The sequence below is a fragment of the Pseudomonas fluorescens HK44 genome (assembly GCF_000217955.3).
Taxonomy (GTDB): Bacteria; Pseudomonadota; Gammaproteobacteria; order Pseudomonadales; family Pseudomonadaceae; genus Aquipseudomonas; species Aquipseudomonas fluorescens_AQ.
On sequence record NZ_AFOY02000027.1, the window covers coordinates 49,900 to 70,348 of the forward strand.

The following is a 20,449-nucleotide window of genomic DNA, read 5'->3' on the forward strand; positions in this document are numbered from 1 at the left end:
GTCAGCCTTCCCAGCCAGCTTGGTAGAGCTTGCCGTGGGCTTTATCCAGCGCGGCGCGAACCACCGGCGAATGCTGGTAGATGTCGACGAACCGGATCAGGCGCGGGTCGGTTTTGCTTTTCGGCTGGATCACGAACTGGATCACGTATTCCTTGTGGTCGAGACCGTCGAACAGCAGCGCTGACGTGGCATCAAAGGTCTTGGCCAGACGAATGTAGGCCGGGTAGCCCTGCACCAGATCGGCGTCGTCATACGCACGCACCAGTTGCACGGCTTCGACCTGAAGGATTTTCAGTTTTTTCGGACTGGCGACGATATCGTCTTCGGTGGCCTTGTAACCCACACCCGGTTTGAGGCTGATCAACCCGGCCTTGGCCAGCAGTTGCAAACCGCGACCGCTGTTGATCGGGTCGTTGGCGATGGTCACGCTGGCACCCTCGGGAAGCTCGTCGAAGCTTTTGTATTTCTTCGAGTACAGGCCGACGTTGTTGATGATGCCCGGCGCAAACGGCACCAGATCAAAACCGGCGGCGGCCTTGGCGTTTTCCAGAAACGGAATGTGCTGGAAGTAGTTCACATCGATGTCGCCCGAGGCCAGGCTGACGTTCGGTGCAATCCAGTCGCTGAACTCCACCAGCTCGACCTTCAGGCCTTGTTTGCCGGCCTCTTCGACTGCCGCTTCCAGCGGGATGGCGAAGGCGGCGGTGGTGCCGATTTTCAGCGGTGCGTCGGCGGCGAACGCTACCGAACTGAAGAGGCCGAGGGCCAGGGCCAGTGCTTTGACTGGGAGGGTGAGCAGGTTGTTTTTCATGATGGGTTTCCAGTCAGTTATTGAATGTGTGACTCATATTTGTGGCGAGGGAGCTTGCTCCCGCTGGGCCGCGCAGCGGTCCCAAAACCATTCTATGAGGCGTGCCTGTTAAAACTCGGCAGCAGGTTGTGCGACTGCTGCGCAGTCGAGCGGGAGCAAGCTCCCTCGCCACTACGGTTAGTGTCGGTAGGTGGATCCTGTATGTTGCTCGGGCAAATACGCCTCTGCGTGAAACAGCTTTTCGCGCAAGGTGCCTTCGTCATAAGCGGTCTTGTACGACCCGCGTCGCTGCAACTCGGGAATCACCAGGTCGATGAAATCGACATAGCTTTCCGGGGTGACGATGCGGGTCAGGTTGAAGCCATCCAGGCCGGTTTCCGTGATCCAGGATTCCAGCTCATCGGCGACCTGCTCAGGCGAGCCGACCACGGTGATGTAGCGGCCGCCCAAGGCGTGTTGCTCCAGCAACTTGCGCCGGGTCCAGTCGTTGTTTTGCAGGTTCTTGGTGGCGGACTGGATGGCGTTGCTTTTCACGTACTGGATGGGTTCATCGAGTTCGTATTCGGAGAAGTCGATCCCGGTGGACGCCGAGAAATGCGCGACCCCGGCCTCGGCGCTGGCGTAGCTCAGGTACTCGGCGTGCTTGGTCCAGGCCAACGCCTCGGTTGCACCGACGATCACGTTCAGCCCCATGAAGACCTTGATGTCCTCGGGGTTACGCCCGGCAGCGGCGGCGCTGGCGCGGACCTTGTCCACCTGCACCTTGGTCGAGGCCTTGTTCTGGCCGCTGATGAACACGCACTCGGCGTGTTGCCCGGCGAACACCAGGCCGCGATCCGAACTGCCGGCCTGAAACAGCACTGGCGTGCGCTGCGGCGAGGGTTCGCAGAGGTGATAACCCTCGACCTGATAGAACTCGCCGTGGTGTTCGACCTTGTGCACTTTGCCCGGTTGGGCGTAGACCCGCTGCTCGCGGTCGTTGATCACCGCAGCGTTTTCCCAACTGCCTTCCCAGAGTTTGTACAGCACCTCAAGGTACTCATCGGCCTGGTCGTAACGCCGGTCATGTTCGACCTGGGAGCGATGGCCCATGGCCTTGGCGGCGCTGTCGAGGTAGCCGGTGACGATGTTCCAGCCGACCCGGCCACGGCTCAGGTGATCGAGGGTCGACATGCGCCGGGCGAACAGGTAAGGCGGCTCATACGTCAGGTTGGCGGTCAGGCCGAAGCCGAGGTTTCTGGTCACCGCGGCCATGGCCGACACCAGCAGCAGAGGGTCGTTGACCGGCAACTGGATCGACTCCTTGAGCGGCACATCGGCCGAGTGCTGGTACACGTCGTACACCCCGACGATGTCGGCGATGAACAGCCCATCGAACAGCCCGCGCTCCAGCAATTGCGCGAGTTCGGTCCAGTACTCGACGGTCTTGTACTGGGTCGAGTTGTCCCGAGGGTGGGTCCACAGGCCGTGGTTGATGTGCCCGATGCAGTTCATGTTGAAGGCATTGAGCAGGATCTTCTTTGTCAGAGGCGAGGGCATCAGATAGTCCCCCGCAGTGGCGGGTTTTCATCGTTGAGGTAGTAGTTACCAATCGCGTGGTACTTCCAGCGCACCGGGTCGTGCAGGGTGTGCACGCGGGCGTTGCGCCAGTGACGATCCAGCCCGTGCTCGGCGAGGGTAGCCTGGCTGCCGGACAGTTCGAACAGCGTGCTGCCGGCCGCCAGGGAAATTTCCGTGCTGATGGCGCGCGCCTCGGCTACGGCAATCGAGGCCGCCGCGATCGTTTCGGCGTTGGTGTCGGCCTGGGCGCGGTCGAGGAATTCGCCTGCGCGTTCCAGCAGTGCTTCCGTCGCATGCAGGCGAATGCTCAGGTGGCCGAAGCTTTTGATCGTCAGCGGGTCTTCGGTGGCGTTGTCATTGCCGGAGTCGATCCATGGACGGGTTTTGCTCCGTACGAAATGCAGTGCGTCTTCATAAGCGGCGCGGGCAATGCCGGTGTCGATGGCCGCATGGAGAATCTGCGCCAGCGGGCCGACCGGGGTCGGGCGTTCGAAGGCACTTTGAAACGGGATCACGTCGTCTGCCGAGACGTAGACGTCTTCGAACACCACCGAACCGCTGCCGGTGGTGCGCTGGCCGAAACCGCTCCAGTCATCGATGACCGTCAGGCCCCGGCTGTCATGCGGGACGAAGGCCAGTTGCTGGACGCCGTTTTCATCGATCGCCGTGGTCGGAATCCGTTGTGCGTAGATGGCCCCGGTGGCGTAGAACTTGCGGCCGTTGATGCGAAAGCCGTTGCCATCGGGAGTCAGGCTGGTGACCCGGTGATGAGCGGTTTTGGTCCCGAGTTCGGCCAGTGCATTGCCAAAGCGCTGACCGGCGAGGACTTCGGCGTAGAGGCGCTTTTGCTGCTCGGGCGTACCGTTCACGCGCAGCACTTCGAGGGCATAAAAATGGTTCTGCGGGATCTGCCCCAGTGAACCGTCGGCCTGGGCGATCAGCGCGATGACCTTGGCCAGGGTGACGTTGGAAACGCCGGCGCCGCCGTATTCCCTCGGCACGCTGATGCCCCACAGGCCAGAGCGCGAAAAGACTTCCAGTTCGGGGTAGGGCAGGCGTCGTTCACGGTCGCGCAGGGCGCTGTCGCGTTTGAAGCCTTCGGCCAGATCGCTGGCGACGACAAGGGCTTGCTCATCGCTGGTGATGACCGCGACGGGGTGAGAAAGAGTCATGTGTTTCTCCAGAGATCTGGTCAAAAGTGTTCTGGTCGTTCAGATCCAGGAATGTCGGGCAGGCTTTGTGCCGTTCAGGTGATAAGTGCCCACGGCGTGGTACTTCCAGCGCACCGGATCGTGCAGGGTGTGCACGCGCGCGTTGCGCCAGTGGCGGTCGAGGTTGAACTCGGCGAGGGTGGCGCGGCTGCCGGCCAGCTCGAAGAGCTTTTCGCTGGCCAGCAGCGAGATCTCGGTGGTCAGCACCTTGGCTTCGGCGACCGCGATTGAAGCGCGTGCGGCGGATTCGGCGGTGACCGGCGCGGCGCTGACTTGATCGAGCACTTTCCCGGCTTTGCGCAGCAGCGCTTCGGCGGCGTGCAGTTCGATTTTCAGTTTGCCGATGTCGGCAATCACGTAGAGGTCATCGCTGGCGCGTTCGACGTTGGCGTCGATCCACGGCCGTGCGCGTTCGCGAACGAAGCTGATGGCGTCATCGATGGCACCGCGGGCAATACCGGCGTCGATGGCGGCTTGAATCAGCTGTGATACGGCGCCCTGGATGTTCGGGTTGTCGTTGATCCGCCAGTTTTCCACCACCAGATCCGCATCGACCCGCACATTGTTCAGCAGCACGGTGCCGCTGGCTGTGGTGCGCTGGCCGAAGCCTGACCAGTCGTCGATGATGCGCAGCCCCGGAGTACCGCGACGGACGAAGGCGATGACTTGCTTGCCGTCGTCGTTCAGTGCCTTGACCGCGACCCAGTGCGCGAACAGTGCACCTGTGGAGTAAAACTTTTGACCATTGATGACGTAGCCATCACCGTCGGCGGTGATGCGGGCCTTGAGTTCCAGGGTGTTTTTGGTGCCGCGTTCCGGGCCGGCGTTGCCGATCCGCCAACCGTCGAGCACGCTCTGGAACAGCTGCTTTTTCTGTCGTTCGTTGGCGGTGTGCTGGAGCAGGTTGAGAATCCCGAAGTGGTTCTGCGGGATTTGCCCGAGTGCCGGGTCGGCCGCGGAAATGATCGCGAAGACTTCGGCGATGGTGACGAATGAAACATCGGGGCCGCCGAACGCCTTGCCAATGGCAATACTGCCCAGGCCACTGCGGGTGAATTGTTCGATTTGTGCCCAAGGCAACTTGCGCTGTTGATCGCGTCGCGCGGCTTGCAAGCGGGCGACCTGAGCGAGTTCACGGGCTGCTTCGAGGGCTTGTGCGTCGTTGCGCAAAACGTGCGCGGGCAACAACAGCGGGGGAATGTCCAGATCACTCTGAACGTTTGCATCTGCCAAATTAGACATCAGCGCCGCTCCTTGGCTGCACGCAATGCCCTGGCGATTTTCACCGGGGTGATTATGTTCCTGACCATACCTACCTCACCTCTCATGGATAAGCCGCAGCGTGCGGCGAAATCAAAATCAAGAATGTCCGGTGGTCCGGTTTATATACCCTAAACGCGTATAAAAAATTAATGAACTAACTTTTAGGAATATGCATAGAAGGCTAGCTCTGTATCCTGTGGCGAGGGAGCAAGCTCCCTCGCCACAGTAAGCGCCTTATCGTCGCCAGGGTTCGGCGGCTCATAGCGGGTCTTTGGGTGGTACTTTGAAATACGTATTGGCGCAGCCGACTTTCAAGGTGCGCGCCGGCGCCCAGCGCGAGTTGTTACCGACGCGATCGAGGATGCAGTAGGTGACTTCCAGCCGGTTATCTTCACCGGCTTCAAGAATCACTGCTGACGGCACCCAGACGTTGATCGGGTGGCCGACTTCGCCGGGTTTGATCCTGGGCAAGTCCATGCGCACATCGCCCCAGCGCAGGGTGATTTCATCATCAGCCGCCATGTTCAGATAAGGTTCGATGATCAGTGGCACGCCACGTTTGATCTGGTTCGGATTGACCCCGTGACGGCGAATCATCTCGGGAATACCCAATGGCTCCAGGTGCTGGTTTTCATCTGCGCACAGGGTGTGTGGCTGACCACCCGGGCAGTCGAGTTTGACCTGGACCTGTTTCGCCGCGGACAGCGCCGGGCCTTGTCCGACTTGCATGAGCCGGTAGTGGATACACGAGCTGCCATTGCGGATAAAACTCTCGGGAACCCGCAGGTTGAGCGGCTGACCGACTTCTGCGCGGTTGAGCACCCTTGAGGCCACATAGCAGTTGTCCCAGAACAGTTCGATCAGATCACCTTCGTCCATGCCGGCATAAGGCGGTATCTCGATCAGCAGGTAAGCAGCGGTAGTGATGTTGATGGCGGAGCCGGACGACTGTGTCAGGCCGGGAGCCGCCAGTTCAACTTTGTTCGACATACAAGTCATGTGTGTTCTCCTTGAAACATCGCAGCGAAGTCCATTTCGGAAGTGTCGAAGGCGTTAGGGTAGTAGGCGATTAAATATATTAAAGCACTATGAAATACCTGTTAGCGACTAGATAAGGGAGTGGTCGGCGGAGTGTCAATAGACGCAAGTTGAGAACGTGGGAATACCAGGCTATTCAGATGTTTCCTACCTGTGAATAGCTATCGATGGACACGCTGTTCAGCATTTTCCTGGATGCGCTCGATTTGTGAGCCAGTGTTTCCGGCGTTTTCTGGCATTGGATCTATATGAGTGTGTTGGAGGTTACGTGACGGGAGGATGTTGCAGGAGGTATCTATATACCGCTTTCGACTCGGATGATTAGATAATTATGGACATCGATAGAAGGCGGGAGTGATGAGAGTCGAATAGTGCGGTAGATGTCACTTCCGTCCGTGGAAGTTGACAGTGGTTAATGCATATTTGGGTATGATAATTAGCTTCAGGAGTTGAGGAACTTATTGAGGAATTGCCGGGTTCGTTCTTCTTTCGGATTGGCAAACAACGCCTTCGCTTCACCTTGTTCGACGATGACGCCTTTGTCGAAAAACACCACCCGGTTCGCCACATCACGAGCAAAACTCATTTCGTGGGTAACGATGACCATCGTGCGTTTTTCTTCGGCCAGGCTGCGAATAGCCGCCAGCACTTCGCCGACCAGTTCCGGATCGAGCGCCGAGGTTGGCTCGTCGAAGAGAATCACTTCCGGCTCCATGGCCAGCGCCCGGGCGATTGCCACGCGCTGTTGCTGCCCACCGGACAACCTGCGCGGATAGGCGTCTTCCTTGCCTGCCAGGCCGACCTTGGCCAGCAGTTTTCGACCCAGCGCCAATGCTTGGTCCTTTGGCATTTTCTTCACCACCAAAGGGCCTTCGATGACGTTTTCCAAGGCCGTGCGATGGGGGAACAGATTGAAGTTCTGAAACACGAAGCCGACATGCTGGCGCAACCGGCGCACCAGGCTCTGCTGCTGGTTCAACGGGCGGCTGCCATCGATCTCGATGTCGCCGACCTTGATCCGGCCGCTGGTGGGTTCTTCAAGAAAGTTCAGGCAACGCAGGAAGGTGGTCTTGCCCGAGCCGCTTGGGCCGATGATCGCCACCACCTCGCCTTCTTCAACCTTCAGATCGATGCCATTGAGCACCACTTGACCCTTGAACTGCTTTGTCAGTTTTTCCACGACAATCATGGGGTCAGGACTCCTGGTCGTGCCGATTGACCCGCTCTTCCAACTGGTTTTGCAGGTGCGAGAGCACCGTTGCAAGAATCCAGTAAATCAGTGCGGCGGCAAGATACATGGTGAAAATTTCGAAGGTGCGGGCGGTGATCAGCTGTGCCTGACGGAACAGTTCCGGCACCTGAATGGTCGCCGCCAGCGCAGTGTCCTTGACCAGCGAAATGAAGCTGTTGCCCAGTGGCGGCAGCGCCGTTCGCGCAGCTTGCGGCAGGATGGCCCGGCGCAGGGTTTGCGCGCGGGTCATGCCGATACTGGCAGCGGCTTCCCACTGGCCGCGTTCGATGGAACTGATCGCGGCGCGGAGGATTTCGCAGGCGTAGGCGGCCATGTTCAGCGAGAAGCCGATCAAGGCGGCTGGCAGCGGATCAAGTTCGATGCCCAATTGCGGCAAGCCGTAATAGATCACGAACAGTTGCACCAACAGCGGCGTGCCGCGAAAGAACGACACGTAGACACGGGCGATCCAGCTCACCAGCTTGAAGCGCGACAAGCGCATCAAGGCCAGGCTAAACCCCAGCAACAGACCAAAGAACATCCCGCCGAGGCTGAGGATGACCGTGAAATACGCGCCCTTGAGCAGAAAGGGCGCGGAGTCCAGCGCGAGTTGGAAACCTGCTTCCATTATTGAGTGACGTCAGCGTTGAAGTATTTTTCCGAGAGCTTTTTCAGAGTGCCGTCGGCGCGCAGCTTATCGATGGCCTTGTTCACCGCGGCCAGCAGTTCAGGCTCGCCTTTGCGCAGGGCAATACCGGCTTCCTGACGGGAGAACGCTTCGCCGGCGGCGGTGGTGTCTTTGGCCTTCTTGGCGTATTCCAGCGCGGCGAGGCGGTCGATCAGAATGACGTCGGTGCGGCCAACGCGCAGGTCCTGGAACTTGGTCGGATCGTCTTCGTAGGTGCGGACTTCAGCGCCTGGCACATTGGCTTTTACCCACTGCTCATAGTTGGTGCCCAGGCCTACACCGACTTTTTTGCCGGTCAGGTCGGCGGCGGTCTTGATGTTCAGCGCCGCAACCTTCTTCGTCAGCACCAGCGCCTGTATTCCGGAAACAGTGTAGGGCTCGGAGAAGTCGTACTTTTTCTTGCGCTCTTCGGAAATCGTCACCTGGTTGATCACTGCGTCCAGACGCTTGGATTCCAGCGCCGCGAGGATGCCGTCCCATTTGGTCGGTTGCAGTTTGACCTTCACGCCCAGCTCTTTGGCCAGGGCTTCGGAGAACTCCACTTCGAAGCCGGCCAGCTTGCCGTCGGCATCGACGAAACTGAACGGTGGATAAGTGCCTTCCAGACCGACGTTGATCACGCCGGCTTCCTTGATTTTTTGCAGCTGCTCACCAGCCACCGCTTGCCCCAACAGGCCAGCACCGAGTACCAGGCCCAGCGAGCCCACCAGCAGATTTCGACGAAACGCGGAAAAATTCATGACAAGCCCCTGTGTTTTTTTATGAAGACATTTTTTGGAGAAGCAGGCAAAACCGAGAATAGAACGGCTGCAACATCGTGCCCTAAAAGCAGCGTATGCGTCTCGCGGCAATTGCGCCTGCGGCGAGACTATATGATGAGGCTTTTAGATGTGAAAATGATATAAATTCAGTTTGCTATTCTTTATTGGAATATAAAGGTTGCATGCAATTCCTGTGGCGAGGGAGCTTGCTCCCGCTCGGTTGCGTAGCAACCGCAAATCAATACAGCGCGACGTATCTGCAAGAGCCGGGTCGCGAATTTTTGGGATGCTTCGCATCCCAGCGGGAGCAAGCTCCCTCGCCACAGAAGATCTTTTTCCGGCTGGCTCAAAATGCCGAGTTATAGGCAAACAACGCGGGCGCACCACCGGTGTGCAGGAAGATGATCGGGCCGTCATTGAAGCGCTGCCGGCCGATACCGTCGAGCAAACCGGCCATGGCTTTGCCGGTGTAGACCGGGTCGAGCAACAGACCTTCCTGACTGGCCAGCAACTTGATTGCCGCCAGGGTGCCGGCGTTCGGCTCGCCGTAACGAGGAGCGAAATACTCGTCCCACAATTGAACCTTGAAACTCGCCGGCAGGTTCACGCCCAGCAGTTCGGCGGTGCGCTCGGCCAGGCCCTGGACCTTCGGCCGCTGGTCTTCGTCGCTGCGCGAAACGGTGACGCCGATTACCGGCAAGTCCGGCAATACTTCGCTCAGCGTCAACGCCAGACCGCTGTGAGTGCCGGCGCTGCCCGAAGCCAACACCACTGCAGCAAACGCCAGGCCGCTGTCCTCGATTTGTCCGGCCAGTTCCAGTCCGGCACGTACATAGCCCAGCGCGCCCAAGGCGTTGGAGCCGCCAATCGGCACCGGATAGGGTTTCTTGCCATTGCTGCGCAGACGCTCGGCCAAGGCTTGCAACTGTTGGTCGGCGTTGTCGAGGCTGTCCACCAACTCAACCTTGGCGTCGAACAGATCCAGCAGCAGCCGATTGCCATTGCCCAGATAATTGCGGTCATCGGTGCCGATCGGATTCTCCAGCAAGGCGACACAGCCCAGGCCCAGTTTGGCGGCAAGCGCTGCCGTCTGACGTACATGGTTGGACTGGATGGCGCCAGCGGTAATCAGCGTATCGGCACCTTGCGCGAGCGCGTCGGCGGCAAGGTATTCGAGTTTGCGCAGCTTGTTGCCGCCCATGGCCAACGGTGTCAGGTCGTCACGTTTGACGTAGACATCCCGACCGAGCCAGGTCGACAAGCGTTCGAGTTTTTCCAGGGCGGTAGCATTGGCGAGAAGATCCAGACGATTAAAACGAGCCAGCTGTTGTTTGATCATGGGGCCGCACGGGTTGAGGGAGATGACTGGACTATAGGCAGGCCGATTTGCTCGGGCAACCGACAATATCGCTTATGCCAAAAAGTGCTGATAACAGCACAATTCGTTCTTAATTCCGCTTTGAGCGCATACCGTAAAGTGAACGCCGTTTAGGCGGCCTTATCGTCCGGCCGCAGCACGTGAGGAGTTTTACCGTGAGCCAGCGTTCCAGCCATTGGCAATTACAGACCATCGTCAGCCAATTGCGCACCGCCCGTGACCAGTGGCGTGCGCAGAACGGTCGTATCAGCGGCGAGCAGGGCGGGCGTGAGCTGCCATCGCGCGCGGCGATGGCGGAGATTCTCGAAGCACTGTGTGGTGCGTTGTTCCCGATGCGCCTAGGCCCGGTGGATCTGCGCGAGGAGAGTGAAGACTTCTACGTCGGGCATACGCTGGATGTGGCGCTGAACGCGCTGCTGGCTCAGGCGCGGCTGGAGCTGCGCTATGTCGCACGGCAAAGCGCCCGGGTCGATACCGAAGTCGAGGCGCGAGCGATCAGTCTGATCCAGGATTTCGCCCTGGCCTTGCCGGGTCTGCGCAGCCTGTTGGATTCCGATGTGCTGGCGGCGTATCACGGCGACCCGGCAGCACGCAGTGTCGATGAAGTGCTGCTGTGCTATCCGGGGATTCTGGCGGTGATTCACCATCGTCTGGCCCACCATTTGTACCGCGCCGGGCTGCCATTGCTGGCGCGGATCAGTGCAGAAATCGCGCACTCGGCCACCGGTATCGACATTCACCCGGGCGCGCAGATCGGCCGCAGTTTCTTCATCGACCACGGCACGGGCGTGGTAATCGGCGAGACCGCGATCATCGGCGAGCGGGTGCGCATCTACCAGGCCGTGACCCTCGGCGCCAAACGCTTCCCGGCCGATGAAGACGGCCAGTTGCAGAAGGGCCATCCGCGCCATCCGATCGTTGAAGACGATGTGGTGATCTATGCCGGCGCGACCATCCTCGGACGGATCACCATCGGCAAGGGCTCGACCATCGGCGGCAACGTCTGGCTGACCCGCAGCGTACCGGCCGGCTGCAACCTGACCCAGGCCAATCTGCAGCATGATGACGGGACGCAGAAGTAAGCCAGCCGACACTTAACACCTGTGGCGAGGGGGCTTGCCCCCGTCGGCCGGTCCGCGCTCGGGCGAAGCAGTCGTAAAGCCTGCCTGCGCGGTTTTAGCTGAAAGAATTCGGTTGTGGATTTCGGGGCCGCTGCGCGCCCCAACGGGGCGATGCGGCGTTCCGACAAGCCCCCTCGCCACAGACGTACCGCCGAGCCTTGCGATTAGTCCTCACAGCCTATCCATGTTTAACTTGAACGTTCATTCAAGTTAAACCGGTGGCTCGCTGCCCGCTCACAACAGGAGGCTAGCCTTTGCTGAGTCTGTTTTTTACAGCCACGTTTTACCCCCTCGAGGTGCACGCTTCATGAGTGCATCGTTCACCCCTCCAAGCGGTCAGATCCGCATGAATCCGCCGGTGTTCTACTTCGCGGCGACCTTCATTTTACTGTTCGGCCTGGTGGTCATTGCCTTCCCGCAACAGTCCGGCGCCTGGCTGCTCGCGGCGCAAAACCGGGCGGCCAATACGGTCGGCTGGTACTACATGCTGGCGATGACCCTGTATCTGGTCTTCGTGGTGGTCACCGCCTTGTCTGGCTACGGCAAGATCAAGCTCGGTGCCGACCACGACGAGCCCGAATTCAGTTACCTGTCCTGGGCCGGCATGCTGTTTGCCGCCGGGATCAGCATCACGCTGTTTTTCTTCTGCGTGTCCGAACCGCTGACGCACATGCTGCAACCGCCGCAGGGCGAGGCCGGCACAGCGGATGCGGCACGCCAGGCGATGCGGGTCCTGTTTCTGCATTGGGGCCTGCACGGCTGGGGCGTGTTCGCTTTTGTCGGCATGGCGCTGGCCTATTTCGCCTATCGGCATAACCTGCCGCTGGCCCTGCGCTCGGCGCTTTATCCGCTGATCGGCAAACGCATCAACGGCCCTATCGGTTATGCGGTGGATGGCTTCGGCATCATTGCCACGGTGTTCGGTCTGGGCGCTGACATGGGCTTCGGCGTGTTGCACCTCAACTCCGGTCTCGACTATTTGTTCGGCATTGCCCACACCCAGTGGATTCAGGTCGGCCTGATCACGCTGATGATGGGCGCGGCGATCATCGTCGCCGTCGCCGGCGTCGATAAAGGCGTGCGGGTGATGTCCGACATCAACATGCTGCTGGCCTGCGCGTTGCTGCTGTTCGTGTTGTTCGCCGGTCCTACCCAGCACCTGCTCAATACTCTGATCCAGAACCTTGGCGATTACCTCGGCACCTTGCCGATGAAGAGTTTCGACCTTTACGCCTACGACAAACCCAGCGACTGGCTGGGCGGTTGGACGGTGTTCTACTGGGCCTGGTGGATCGCATGGTCGCCGTTCGTGGGCCTGTTCATCGCACGTATTTCCCGTGGCCGGACCATCCGCGAATTCGTCTTCGGCGTGCTGTTGATTCCGCTCGGCTTCACCTTGGCGTGGATGTCGATCTTCGGTAACAGCGCCATCGACCTGGTGCTCAACCACGGCATGAGTGCCCTTGGCCTGTCGGCCATCGAGACCCCGTCGATGACCCTCTACCTGCTGCTGGAAACCTACCCGTGGAGCAAAACGGTGATTGCCGTCACGGTGTTCATCAGCTTCGTGTTCTTCGTCACCTCGGCCGATTCCGGCACCGTGGTGCTCTCGACGCTGTCGGCCAAGGGCGGCAACGCCGATGAAGACGGGCCGAAATGGCTGCGGGTGTTCTGGGGGGCGATGACCGCGTTGGTCACCAGCGCATTGTTGTTTGCCGGCAGCATCGATTCGTTGAAGTCGGCGGTGGTGCTGACCTCATTGCCGTTCTCGCTGATTCTGTTGCTGATGATGTGGGGGTTGCACAAGGCGTTCTACCTCGAATCGCAGAGGCAGATCGCCCAGTTGCACTCGTTGGCACCGGTCTCGGCATCGCGGCGCGGCAAGGGTGGCTGGCGTCAGCGCTTGAGCCAGGCCGTGCACTTCCCGTCGCGTGACGAGGTGTACCGTTTCCTCGACACGACGGTGCGTCCGGCGATTGAAGAAGTGACGGCAGTGTTTGTCGAGAAAGGGGTGAACGTGGTCGCTCGACCGGACCCGGCCAGTGACAACGTCAGCCTGGAAATCGGTCACGGCGATCAGCATCCGTTCATCTACCAGGCGCAAATGCGCGGTTACTTCACACCGTCCTTCGCCCGCGGCGGGATGGGTCCCAAGGCGCTGCGTAATCGTCGCTACTACCGCGCCGAGGTGCACTTGAGCGAGGGCAGTCAGGACTACGATTTGATGGGCTACACCAAGGAGCAAATCATCAACGACATCCTCGATCAGTACGAGCGGCACATGCAGTTCCTGCATCTGGTGCGCTGACCGAGGCCGGTGCTGCTCAAGCGATGTTCAAGGTCATGAACAGCACCAGAGCGGCTACCGGCACACCGAACACCATAAAGCCCACCATCAATTCGGAGGTCAGCGGTTGCCCGGCGGTGATCATGCCGATGGCGCCGTTGATTACCGTCAGTGCCAGCCACAGGACGACGAAGCTGTAGGTCAGGGTCTGGCGGCTGAAGCCGAGCTTCTCACCGATGAACAGCATCAGCGCCAGCAAGACCAGGCCGAAGGTGATGATGATCGTGGTGTGCATGATGGTGTGCTCCCGAGCCGGTGTTTGTCATACCGAGCATAGGCGTCGTTTAGCACAATGGCGCTGGATTAGGTGGCGGTCAAAGGTCGCCACCCTCAATACACATTCGGCGTAAGGGCCAAAATCAAGAAGGATATGAAACGTTTCAGCATTTAGTCGAACTCCCCGTTTTGAATGCGCTGCCTGAGCGTATGCTGGGCAACGCTTGCGACCTCGTCGCTCACAACAAGAGAGGGCTCGATGACTTACACCGCTGCTGCTGATCGTTACGATTCCATTCCTTACCGCCGCGTCGGTCGCAGCGGGCTGGTGCTGCCGGCACTGTCGCTGGGCTTGTGGCACAACTTCGGCGACAGCACGCCGATCGATACCCAGCGATCCTTGCTGCGTACCGCCTTCGACCTGGGCATCAACCACTTCGACCTGGCCAATAATTACGGCCCGCCGTACGGCAGTGCCGAGATCAACTTCGGCCGTTTGCTGCGCGAAGACTTCAAGCCGTACCGCGACGAGCTGATCATCTCCAGCAAGGCCGGTTGGGACATGTGGCCCGGCCCTTACGGCCAGGGCGGCGGCTCGCGTAAATACGTGCTGGCCAGCCTCGACCAGAGCCTGCAACGCCTGGGCGTCGATTATGTGGATATTTTTTACTCCCACCGCTTCGACCCGGACACTCCGCTGGAAGAAACCGCTGGCGCATTGGCGACTGCCGTTCAGCAGGGCAAGGCGCTGTACATCGGTATCTCGTCGTATTCCGGGGCGAAAACCCGCGAAATGGCTGCACTGCTGAAAGAGTGGAAAGTCCCGCTGTTGATCCACCAGCCGGCTTACAACTTGCTCAACCGTTGGGTGGAAAAAGACCTGCTGGACGCCACCGATGAACTCGGCTCGGGTGTGATTGCGTTTACGCCGTTGGCTCAGGGACTGTTGACCGACAAGTACCTTAATGGCGTACCGAAAGATGCGCGGGTCAACCGTCCGGGCGGTGACTCGTTGCAAGCCTCACACCTGTCCGATGCCAACATTGCCCTGGTGCGCGCCCTCAACGAGATCGCCAAACGCCGTGGCCAAAGCCTGGCGCAAATGGCCCTGGCCTGGACACTGCGCGACCCGCGAGTGACCTCGGCGCTGATTGGCGCCAGCCGCCCGGAGCAGATTATCGAGAACGTTGGGGCGTTGAAGAACTTGAGCTTCAGCGTTGAGGAACTGGCAGAGATTGACCGGTTTGCCCAAGAGGGCGGGATCAATTTGTGGGAGAAGCCTTCGACGGCGGAGTAAGTGTTCGGCGCCGGATCTTTTGGTGCCTGTCAGATTGCTTTCGCGAGCAAGCTCGCGATGGGGCCAAAAAAAGCAGTAAAGAAGCCAGTGGCTCAGCGGAAAAACGGCACATCCCCCAACACCGTCGCCCGGTGCATCACCCGCCGGGCCGGTCGGTAATCGTCCACCGCAAAATGCTGGGTCACGCGGTTATCCCAGAAGGCCACGTCGTTTTCCTGCCAACGCCAGCGAATGGTAAATTCCGGCCGCGTAGCATGGGCGAACAGCAACCTCAGAATCGCCTCGCTTTCGGTTTCCGAGAGCTCATTGATCTTCGTCGTGAAGCCTTCATTGACGAACAACGACTTGCGCCCGCTCACCGGGTGCGTGCGGATTACCGGATGCGACAGCGGCGGATTTTTCTTGCGCGTTTCTTCCCACTGAGCCAGTGCTTCAGGCGTGTTTCCAAAGCGTTCCAACGGGAAGGATTTGACGAAGTCGTGGGTCGCGGTCAGGCCTTGCAGCAAGTTTTGCAGAGGCACTGAAAGGGCCTCGTACGCTGCAATACCGCTGGCCCACAAGGTGTCGCCCCCAAACTCCGGCAACAGCTTGGCGCTGAGCACCGCGCCGAGGGCCGGGGTTGGCAGGAAGGTTACGTCGGTGTGCCACACGGCGTTGTCGCGCACGTCGGTTTCGGCAGTGTCGAGAATCAACACTTCCGGCTGTTCCGGCACATTCGGGTAGATCGGGTGAATGTGCAGGTTGCCGAAATTCGCCGCGAAGCGTGCCTGCTGTTGCGGGTTGATCGGTTGCCCGCGGAAGAACAGCACCTGATGCCTGAGCAACGCCTGCTCGATTGCATCGCGTTGTTCGAGGTTCAGTGGCTGGGAGATATCGATGCCGCTGATCTGCGCGCCGAGGGCGGTGCTGAGTGGGGTGATGGCCAGGCTGCTCATGGTTTTCTCTTCAATTCGGGGTGCCGACTGTGGGAGCGACGGTGCGGCGATCCCACATGAATATTTAGTGCGCCTGGCCATGCCACGGCACCAATTTGCGTTGCAGCGCACGCAGGCCCATTTCCATGGCGAAGGCGATCAGTGCAATGACCAGAATCCCCAGCACCACCACATCGGTCACCAGAAATTGCGCGGCTGACTGCACCATGAAGCCCAGCCCGCTGGTGGCGGCGATCAGCTCGGCAGCCACCAGCGTCGACCAACCCACGCCCAAGCCAATGCGCACACCGGTCAGAATGTCCGGCAAGGCACTCGGCAAAATCACATGGCGAATCAGCTGGGCCCGGGTCGCGCCCAGCGACTGCGCGGCGGGGTCGACGGTACGCACGCCGGTCGCGGTGGCGATGGCGATCGGGGCGAAGATCGCCAGATAGATCAGCAACACCTTGGACAGCTCACCGATGCCGCACCAGATCACGATCAACGGCAGGTAGGCCAGCGGCGGAATAGGCCGGTAGAACTCGATCAGCGGATCGAGAATGCCGCGTGCGATGCGGTTGTGACCGATGGCGATACCGACCGGCACGGCCGTCAGGACTGCAAATCCCAGGCCCAGACCAATCCGGCTGAGGCTTGCGCCCAGGTGCTGCCAGAGGGTCGAGTCCATATAACCCGTCGTCGCCAGCAACCAGCCCTTTTGCAGGACCGCCGACGGCGGTGGCAGGAACAACGGCTCGATCAGGCCATTGGCGGTAACAGCCCACCAAACAGTGAGTAGAGCGATCAGTGTCAGTACGCTGATCCAGCGTGTGCCGAGGCGGCGACGCAGCGGAATCAGCGTCGATGGGCTGGCGGACCTGGCCGTCGTGGCCGGGATTTCATAACTGCTCATGCGCGCTCCTGCCGCTGGGCAGTGCTGCGTTGGGAGAACACACGGGCGAGTACATGTTCGCGGGTTTCGATAAAGCGTGGGTCGGATTTGATCGCTCTGGCCGACTCGCCAGCGGCGTAACGCTGACCAAAATCCAGCTGCAAGCGCTCGACGATTTGCCCAGGGTTCGGCGCCAACAGAATCAGATCCGTGGCCAGGAACACCGCTTCTTCAATGTCGTGGGTAATCAGGAACACCGGTTTGGCGGTACGCCGCCAGACTTGCAGCAGCAGTTCCTGCATCTGTTCGCGGGTGAACGCGTCGAGGGCGCCGAAGGGTTCGTCCATCAGCAGCACGCGCGGATCAGCCGCGAGGGCGCGGGCCAGGCCGACACGTTGTTTCTGGCCGCCTGACAGCTGCCAGATGCGACGCGCGTCAAAGCCTGCGAGGTCGACCAGCGCGAGCATTTCCCGGGCGCGGATTTCGCGTTTATCACGCGGTACACCGGCCAGTTCCAGACCGAAACCAACATTGGCCAACACGTCCTGCCAGGGCAGCAGCGCGTCGTCCTGGAACACCACGCCACGTTCGGCGCCCGGACCTTTGACCGGTACGCCGTCAAGGGTGATGCGCCCGGCGCTGGGTTCGACGAACCCGGCGATCAGGTTCAACAGCGAGGTCTTGCCGCTGCCGGACGGGCCGAGGGCGACCAGCAATTGCTGAGGCCCAAGGCTTAAGGAAATATCCGCCAGCACCGGTTCCGGGCTGCCTGGGTACTGTGCGCTGATACGCTCCAGCTGTAGCAAGGCCATCGCGGTCACCTCCCGATCAGTTAGTGATGTACTTGGCGCTGACGTAAGGGGCGTAGTCCGGCAGCACCGCCTCGACCTTGCCTTGTTCCTTGAGGAACGCCGCGGTGTCGGTGATGGCCTTGGTGGTCGGCGCGCCGAGGGTGATCACCTGATCAGCCGCCAGCGGGTAGACGTTGCCTTGCAGCAGCAACGGAATGTCGCTGGCCTTGGCGCCGGAGAGTTTCACCAGTTTGTCGACGTTGCCCTTATCCGCCAGCCAGGCTTGCGGGTCCTTGCGGTAGTGGGCGTAAGCGTCGAGGGTGACTTTGGCGAAGGCGCTGACGATGTCCGGGTGCTTCTCGGCGAAATCCTTACGCACGATCCACGCATCGAAGGTCGGCGCGCCGAACTTGGCCAGTTCACCGGAAGTGATCAGCACTTTGCCGTTTTCCTTGGCAACGCCCAGCGCCGGGTCCCAGACGTAAGTGGCGTCGATGTCACCGCGTTTCCAGGCGGCAATGATTGCCGGCGGCGCGAGGTTGAGGATCTGCACTTTCGACGGGTCGATGTTCCAGTGCTTGAGCGCGGCCAGCAGGCTGTAGTGACCGGTGGAAACGAACGGCACGGCGATTTTCTTGCCGATCAGGTCCTGCGCGGTTGTGATTCCGGAACCGTCGCGGGCCACCAGTGCTTCGGCGGCGCCGATCTGGGTGGCGATGAGGAAGGTTTCGACCGGAACCTTGCGGGTGATCGCAGCGGTCAGCGGGCTGGAGCCGAGGTAGCCGATCTGCACGTCACCCGAGGCGATGGCGGCGATGATGTCGGCACCGTTGTCGAATTTGCGCCAGTCGATTTTGGCGTGGGTGGCGGTTTCGTAAGTGCCGTCAGCCTGGGCGACTTTCGCCGGGTCGACGGTGGTTTGGTAGGCGACGGTGACGTCGGCCGCCTGAGCGAAAAAGCTCGCTGCAGCCAGGGATGCGGCCGCCAGGAGGCGTAAGGGAAAGTGCAGTTTCATCATGAAAGTCCTCATCAGGCGGCCGGGGTTTCGGCGTGTAATGAGACTAAATGATCTAAGAATTCTAAAATAAATAACTTTTTAGAATGAGCTTATGAGCGGAAAAACCTGGCAGCGATCCTGTGTACAACATTGTGGCGAGGGAGCTTGCTCCCGCTCGTCTGCGAAGCAGACGCAAAATCAGCGACGGGTTTTATCCGGTAAAACGCCATTGCTGGAATTGGGAGTCCTTCGGACTCCAGCGGGAGCAAGCTCCCTCGCCACAGAGGTGTATACCTAGTTACTGATCGCCAGAATGCTCGCCTGATACGACCCGACAAACACGTCGAAATCACCGACTTCGTTCTGCTCCAACTCGGTTTGCTGAGCCAGCGACGAGCGCGCCAGTTTTTCAAAGCGCGCCTGCTCTTCGGCTGCCAGCGGCTCGCTGCGGAAGAACTCGGCGTGAGCCTGGCTCTGGCGCAGGGAGAACCGGGCGAAGCTTTCCTTGTGCTCGGTCATCGCTGCCAGCACTTGCGCGGAAGGGGTCAGGGAAGGGTCCTGGATTTTCGCCCGTTGCACGTCGAGAGCTTTGCTGTGGGCGTCGCCACCGTGGCTCTGATCCAGCAACGCGGCCAGCGGGGCGATTTTTTCCAGCAGCTCCAAGGCCCACTCTTTCATGGTCACCGACTGGCCATCGCGTTGCAGCTGCAGGCCCGGACGACGACCTTCCTTGACCACGCTGAGGAAGTTCGAGGTGGCGTTGCCGCAGGTGGTGGCGGTCAGCAGCGGGCTGTCGTTCAGCGCGCAATACAGCAGGAACGCGTCGAGGAAGCGTGCCTCCGGCAGGTCGATGCCCATCGGCATAAACGGGTTGATGTCCAGCAGACGCACTTCGACGTACTGAATACCACGGGCCATCAGTGCCTGAATCGGCCGTTCGCCGGTATAGGTCACGCGTTTCGGGCGGATGTTGGAGTAGTACTCGTTTTCGATCTGCAGGATGTTGGTGTTGAGCTGAACCCACTCACCGTCCTGGTGCGTGCCGATTTCGACGTACGGCGCGTAAGGCGTGGCCACCGCTTTGCGCAGGCTGTCGGTGTAGCTGTTCAGGTCGTTGTAGCACGGCGTCAGCCCGGCTTGCGCGTTGCTCTGGTAACCCAGATCGCTCATGCGCAGGCTGGTGGCGTACGGCAGGTACAGGGTTTCGGCGTCGAATTGCTCCAGCTGATGGGAACGACCGCGCAGGAAGCCGGCGTCCAGCGCTGGCGAAGAGCCGAACAGGTACATCAGCAGCCAGCTGTAGCGGCGGAAGTTGCGGATCAGCGCGATATAGGCCGCCGACTGATAATCGCGGTCGGTGCCAGCAAAGCCTTCAGCCTCTTTGAGCAGCGGCCAGAGCTTTTCCGGCAGGGAAAAGTTGTAGTGAATCCCGGCGATGCACTGCATGGTCTTGCCGTAACGCAGGGCCAGGCCCTTACGGTAGACGTACTTGAGCTGACCGATGTTGGAGGTGCCGTAGTAGGCGATCGGGATATCTTCCTCGGCCGGCAGCGGGCACGGCATCGACGGACTCCACAGGTACTCGTTGCCGAGCTTGCTGTAGGCAAAGCGGTGAATTTTATCCAGGCTCGCCAGCGTGTCCGCAGGGTCCGGCAGGGCAGGCGTGATGAACTCCAGCAGCGACTCGGAATAGTCGGTGGTGATCTGTTCGTTGGTCAGCGCGGAACCCAGGCTTTCAGGGTGCGGCGTTTGCGCCAGGCGACCTTCGCCCGTCACGCGCAGGCATTCACGTTCGATGCCGTGAAGACACTGTTCGAGCAGAGAGAGGTTAGCGCGCTCGCCGAGCAGAGCCAGGCGGCGGTTGAGAAGTTCGCTCAAGTTGGATTCCTTCACGCGTCAGTCGCCCCAATATGGGGGTGGGCAGGACGGTCTA

At 60.3% G+C, this 20,449-nt stretch carries 18 protein-coding genes; 3 read left to right on the forward strand and 15 right to left on the reverse strand.

The features are described 5' to 3' along the window. Position 1: 1 nt before the first annotated feature. The 9 genes from HK44_RS27305 to HK44_RS27345 form a co-directional block, all read right to left on the reverse strand. Entirely contained in the window at positions 2 to 811 is an 810-nt protein-coding gene (locus tag HK44_RS27305) for a MetQ/NlpA family ABC transporter substrate-binding protein (protein WP_019691203.1), read from the reverse strand. A 177-nt stretch (positions 812 to 988) separates the two neighbouring features. Next, positions 989 to 2,350, reverse strand: coding sequence for an LLM class flavin-dependent oxidoreductase (locus HK44_RS27310; RefSeq protein WP_019691204.1), 1,362 nt, complete (start codon positions 2,348 to 2,350; stop codon positions 989 to 991). Continuing rightward, positions 2,350 to 3,543 (reverse strand): SfnB family sulfur acquisition oxidoreductase, encoded by a 1,194-nt coding sequence (locus HK44_RS27315; protein WP_019691205.1) that lies wholly within the window; start codon positions 3,541 to 3,543, stop codon positions 2,350 to 2,352. Before HK44_RS27315 ends, HK44_RS27310 begins: the two co-directional genes overlap by 1 nt. A gap of 39 nt (positions 3,544 to 3,582) precedes the next feature. Beyond that, positions 3,583 to 4,824: an SfnB family sulfur acquisition oxidoreductase gene (locus HK44_RS27320; protein WP_019691206.1), complete on the reverse strand. Its 1,242-nt coding sequence runs from the start codon at positions 4,822 to 4,824 to the stop codon at positions 3,583 to 3,585. Positions 4,825 to 5,103: 279 nt separating this feature from the next. Continuing rightward, positions 5,104 to 5,844, reverse strand: coding sequence for a hypothetical protein (locus HK44_RS27325; RefSeq protein ID WP_031319734.1), 741 nt, complete (start codon positions 5,842 to 5,844; stop codon positions 5,104 to 5,106). Between the two features lie 481 nt (positions 5,845 to 6,325). Beyond that, complete coding sequence (gene tcyN, locus HK44_RS27330) at positions 6,326 to 7,072, reverse strand: L-cystine ABC transporter ATP-binding protein TcyN (protein WP_019691207.1); 747 nt, start codon at positions 7,070 to 7,072, stop codon at positions 6,326 to 6,328. A 4-nt stretch (positions 7,073 to 7,076) separates the two neighbouring features. Further along, positions 7,077 to 7,742 (reverse strand): cystine ABC transporter permease, encoded by a 666-nt coding sequence (gene tcyL, locus HK44_RS27335; RefSeq protein ID WP_019691208.1) that lies wholly within the window; start codon positions 7,740 to 7,742, stop codon positions 7,077 to 7,079. Beyond that, on the reverse strand, positions 7,742 to 8,542 hold the full coding sequence (gene tcyJ / locus HK44_RS27340; RefSeq protein WP_019691209.1) for a cystine ABC transporter substrate-binding protein: 801 nt from the start codon (positions 8,540 to 8,542) through the stop codon (positions 7,742 to 7,744). Before tcyJ ends, tcyL begins: the two co-directional genes overlap by 1 nt. A gap of 367 nt (positions 8,543 to 8,909) precedes the next feature. Further along, positions 8,910 to 9,902: a D-cysteine desulfhydrase gene (locus HK44_RS27345; RefSeq protein ID WP_019691210.1), complete on the reverse strand. Its 993-nt coding sequence runs from the start codon at positions 9,900 to 9,902 to the stop codon at positions 8,910 to 8,912. 194 nt (positions 9,903 to 10,096) lie between these two features. Here HK44_RS27345 and epsC point away from each other — a divergent pair, with 194 nt between their 5' ends. Continuing rightward, a complete protein-coding gene (gene epsC, locus HK44_RS27350) occupies positions 10,097 to 11,023 on the forward strand; it encodes a serine O-acetyltransferase EpsC (protein ID WP_019691211.1) in 927 nt (308 codons plus the stop codon). Between the two features lie 385 nt (positions 11,024 to 11,408). Then, positions 11,409 to 13,370: a choline transporter BetT gene (gene betT / locus HK44_RS27355; RefSeq protein WP_162174779.1), complete on the forward strand. Its 1,962-nt coding sequence runs from the start codon at positions 11,409 to 11,411 to the stop codon at positions 13,368 to 13,370. A gap of 16 nt (positions 13,371 to 13,386) precedes the next feature. Here the strand turns inward: betT and HK44_RS27360 are convergent, their stop codons facing one another. Next, positions 13,387 to 13,644 (reverse strand): hypothetical protein, encoded by a 258-nt coding sequence (locus HK44_RS27360; protein ID WP_019691213.1) that lies wholly within the window; start codon positions 13,642 to 13,644, stop codon positions 13,387 to 13,389. A 240-nt stretch (positions 13,645 to 13,884) separates the two neighbouring features. On the opposite strand from HK44_RS27360, the gene mgrA reads away from it, so the two are divergent. Beyond that, complete coding sequence (mgrA, locus tag HK44_RS27365) at positions 13,885 to 14,922, forward strand: L-glyceraldehyde 3-phosphate reductase (protein ID WP_019691214.1); 1,038 nt, start codon at positions 13,885 to 13,887, stop codon at positions 14,920 to 14,922. Between the two features lie 92 nt (positions 14,923 to 15,014). Here the strand turns inward: mgrA and tauD are convergent, their stop codons facing one another. The 5 genes from tauD to gshA all read right to left on the reverse strand — a co-directional run bounded on the left by tauD (position 15,015) and on the right by gshA (position 20,394). Next, the gene (gene tauD / locus HK44_RS27370; RefSeq protein WP_019691215.1) at positions 15,015 to 15,857 is read right to left on the reverse strand and encodes a taurine dioxygenase; all 843 of its coding nucleotides are present in this window, start codon (positions 15,855 to 15,857) and stop codon (positions 15,015 to 15,017) included. Positions 15,858 to 15,921: 64 nt separating this feature from the next. After that, positions 15,922 to 16,749, reverse strand: a complete 828-nt coding sequence (gene tauC, locus HK44_RS27375) for a taurine ABC transporter permease TauC (RefSeq protein WP_019691216.1) — start codon at positions 16,747 to 16,749, stop codon at positions 15,922 to 15,924. Next, positions 16,746 to 17,540 carry a taurine ABC transporter ATP-binding subunit gene (tauB, locus tag HK44_RS27380; RefSeq protein WP_019691217.1) on the reverse strand — a complete coding sequence of 265 codons (795 nt, stop codon included), beginning with the start codon at positions 17,538 to 17,540 and terminating at the stop codon, positions 16,746 to 16,748. The genes tauC and tauB overlap by 4 nt, the downstream gene beginning before the upstream one ends. A 16-nt stretch (positions 17,541 to 17,556) precedes the next feature. Next, on the reverse strand, positions 17,557 to 18,534 hold the full coding sequence (tauA, locus tag HK44_RS27385; RefSeq protein ID WP_024265209.1) for a taurine ABC transporter substrate-binding protein: 978 nt from the start codon (positions 18,532 to 18,534) through the stop codon (positions 17,557 to 17,559). Positions 18,535 to 18,810: 276 nt separating this feature from the next. Beyond that, positions 18,811 to 20,394: a glutamate--cysteine ligase gene (gshA, locus tag HK44_RS27390; RefSeq protein ID WP_024265210.1), complete on the reverse strand. Its 1,584-nt coding sequence runs from the start codon at positions 20,392 to 20,394 to the stop codon at positions 18,811 to 18,813. Between the last annotated feature and the right edge of the window lie 55 nt (positions 20,395 to 20,449).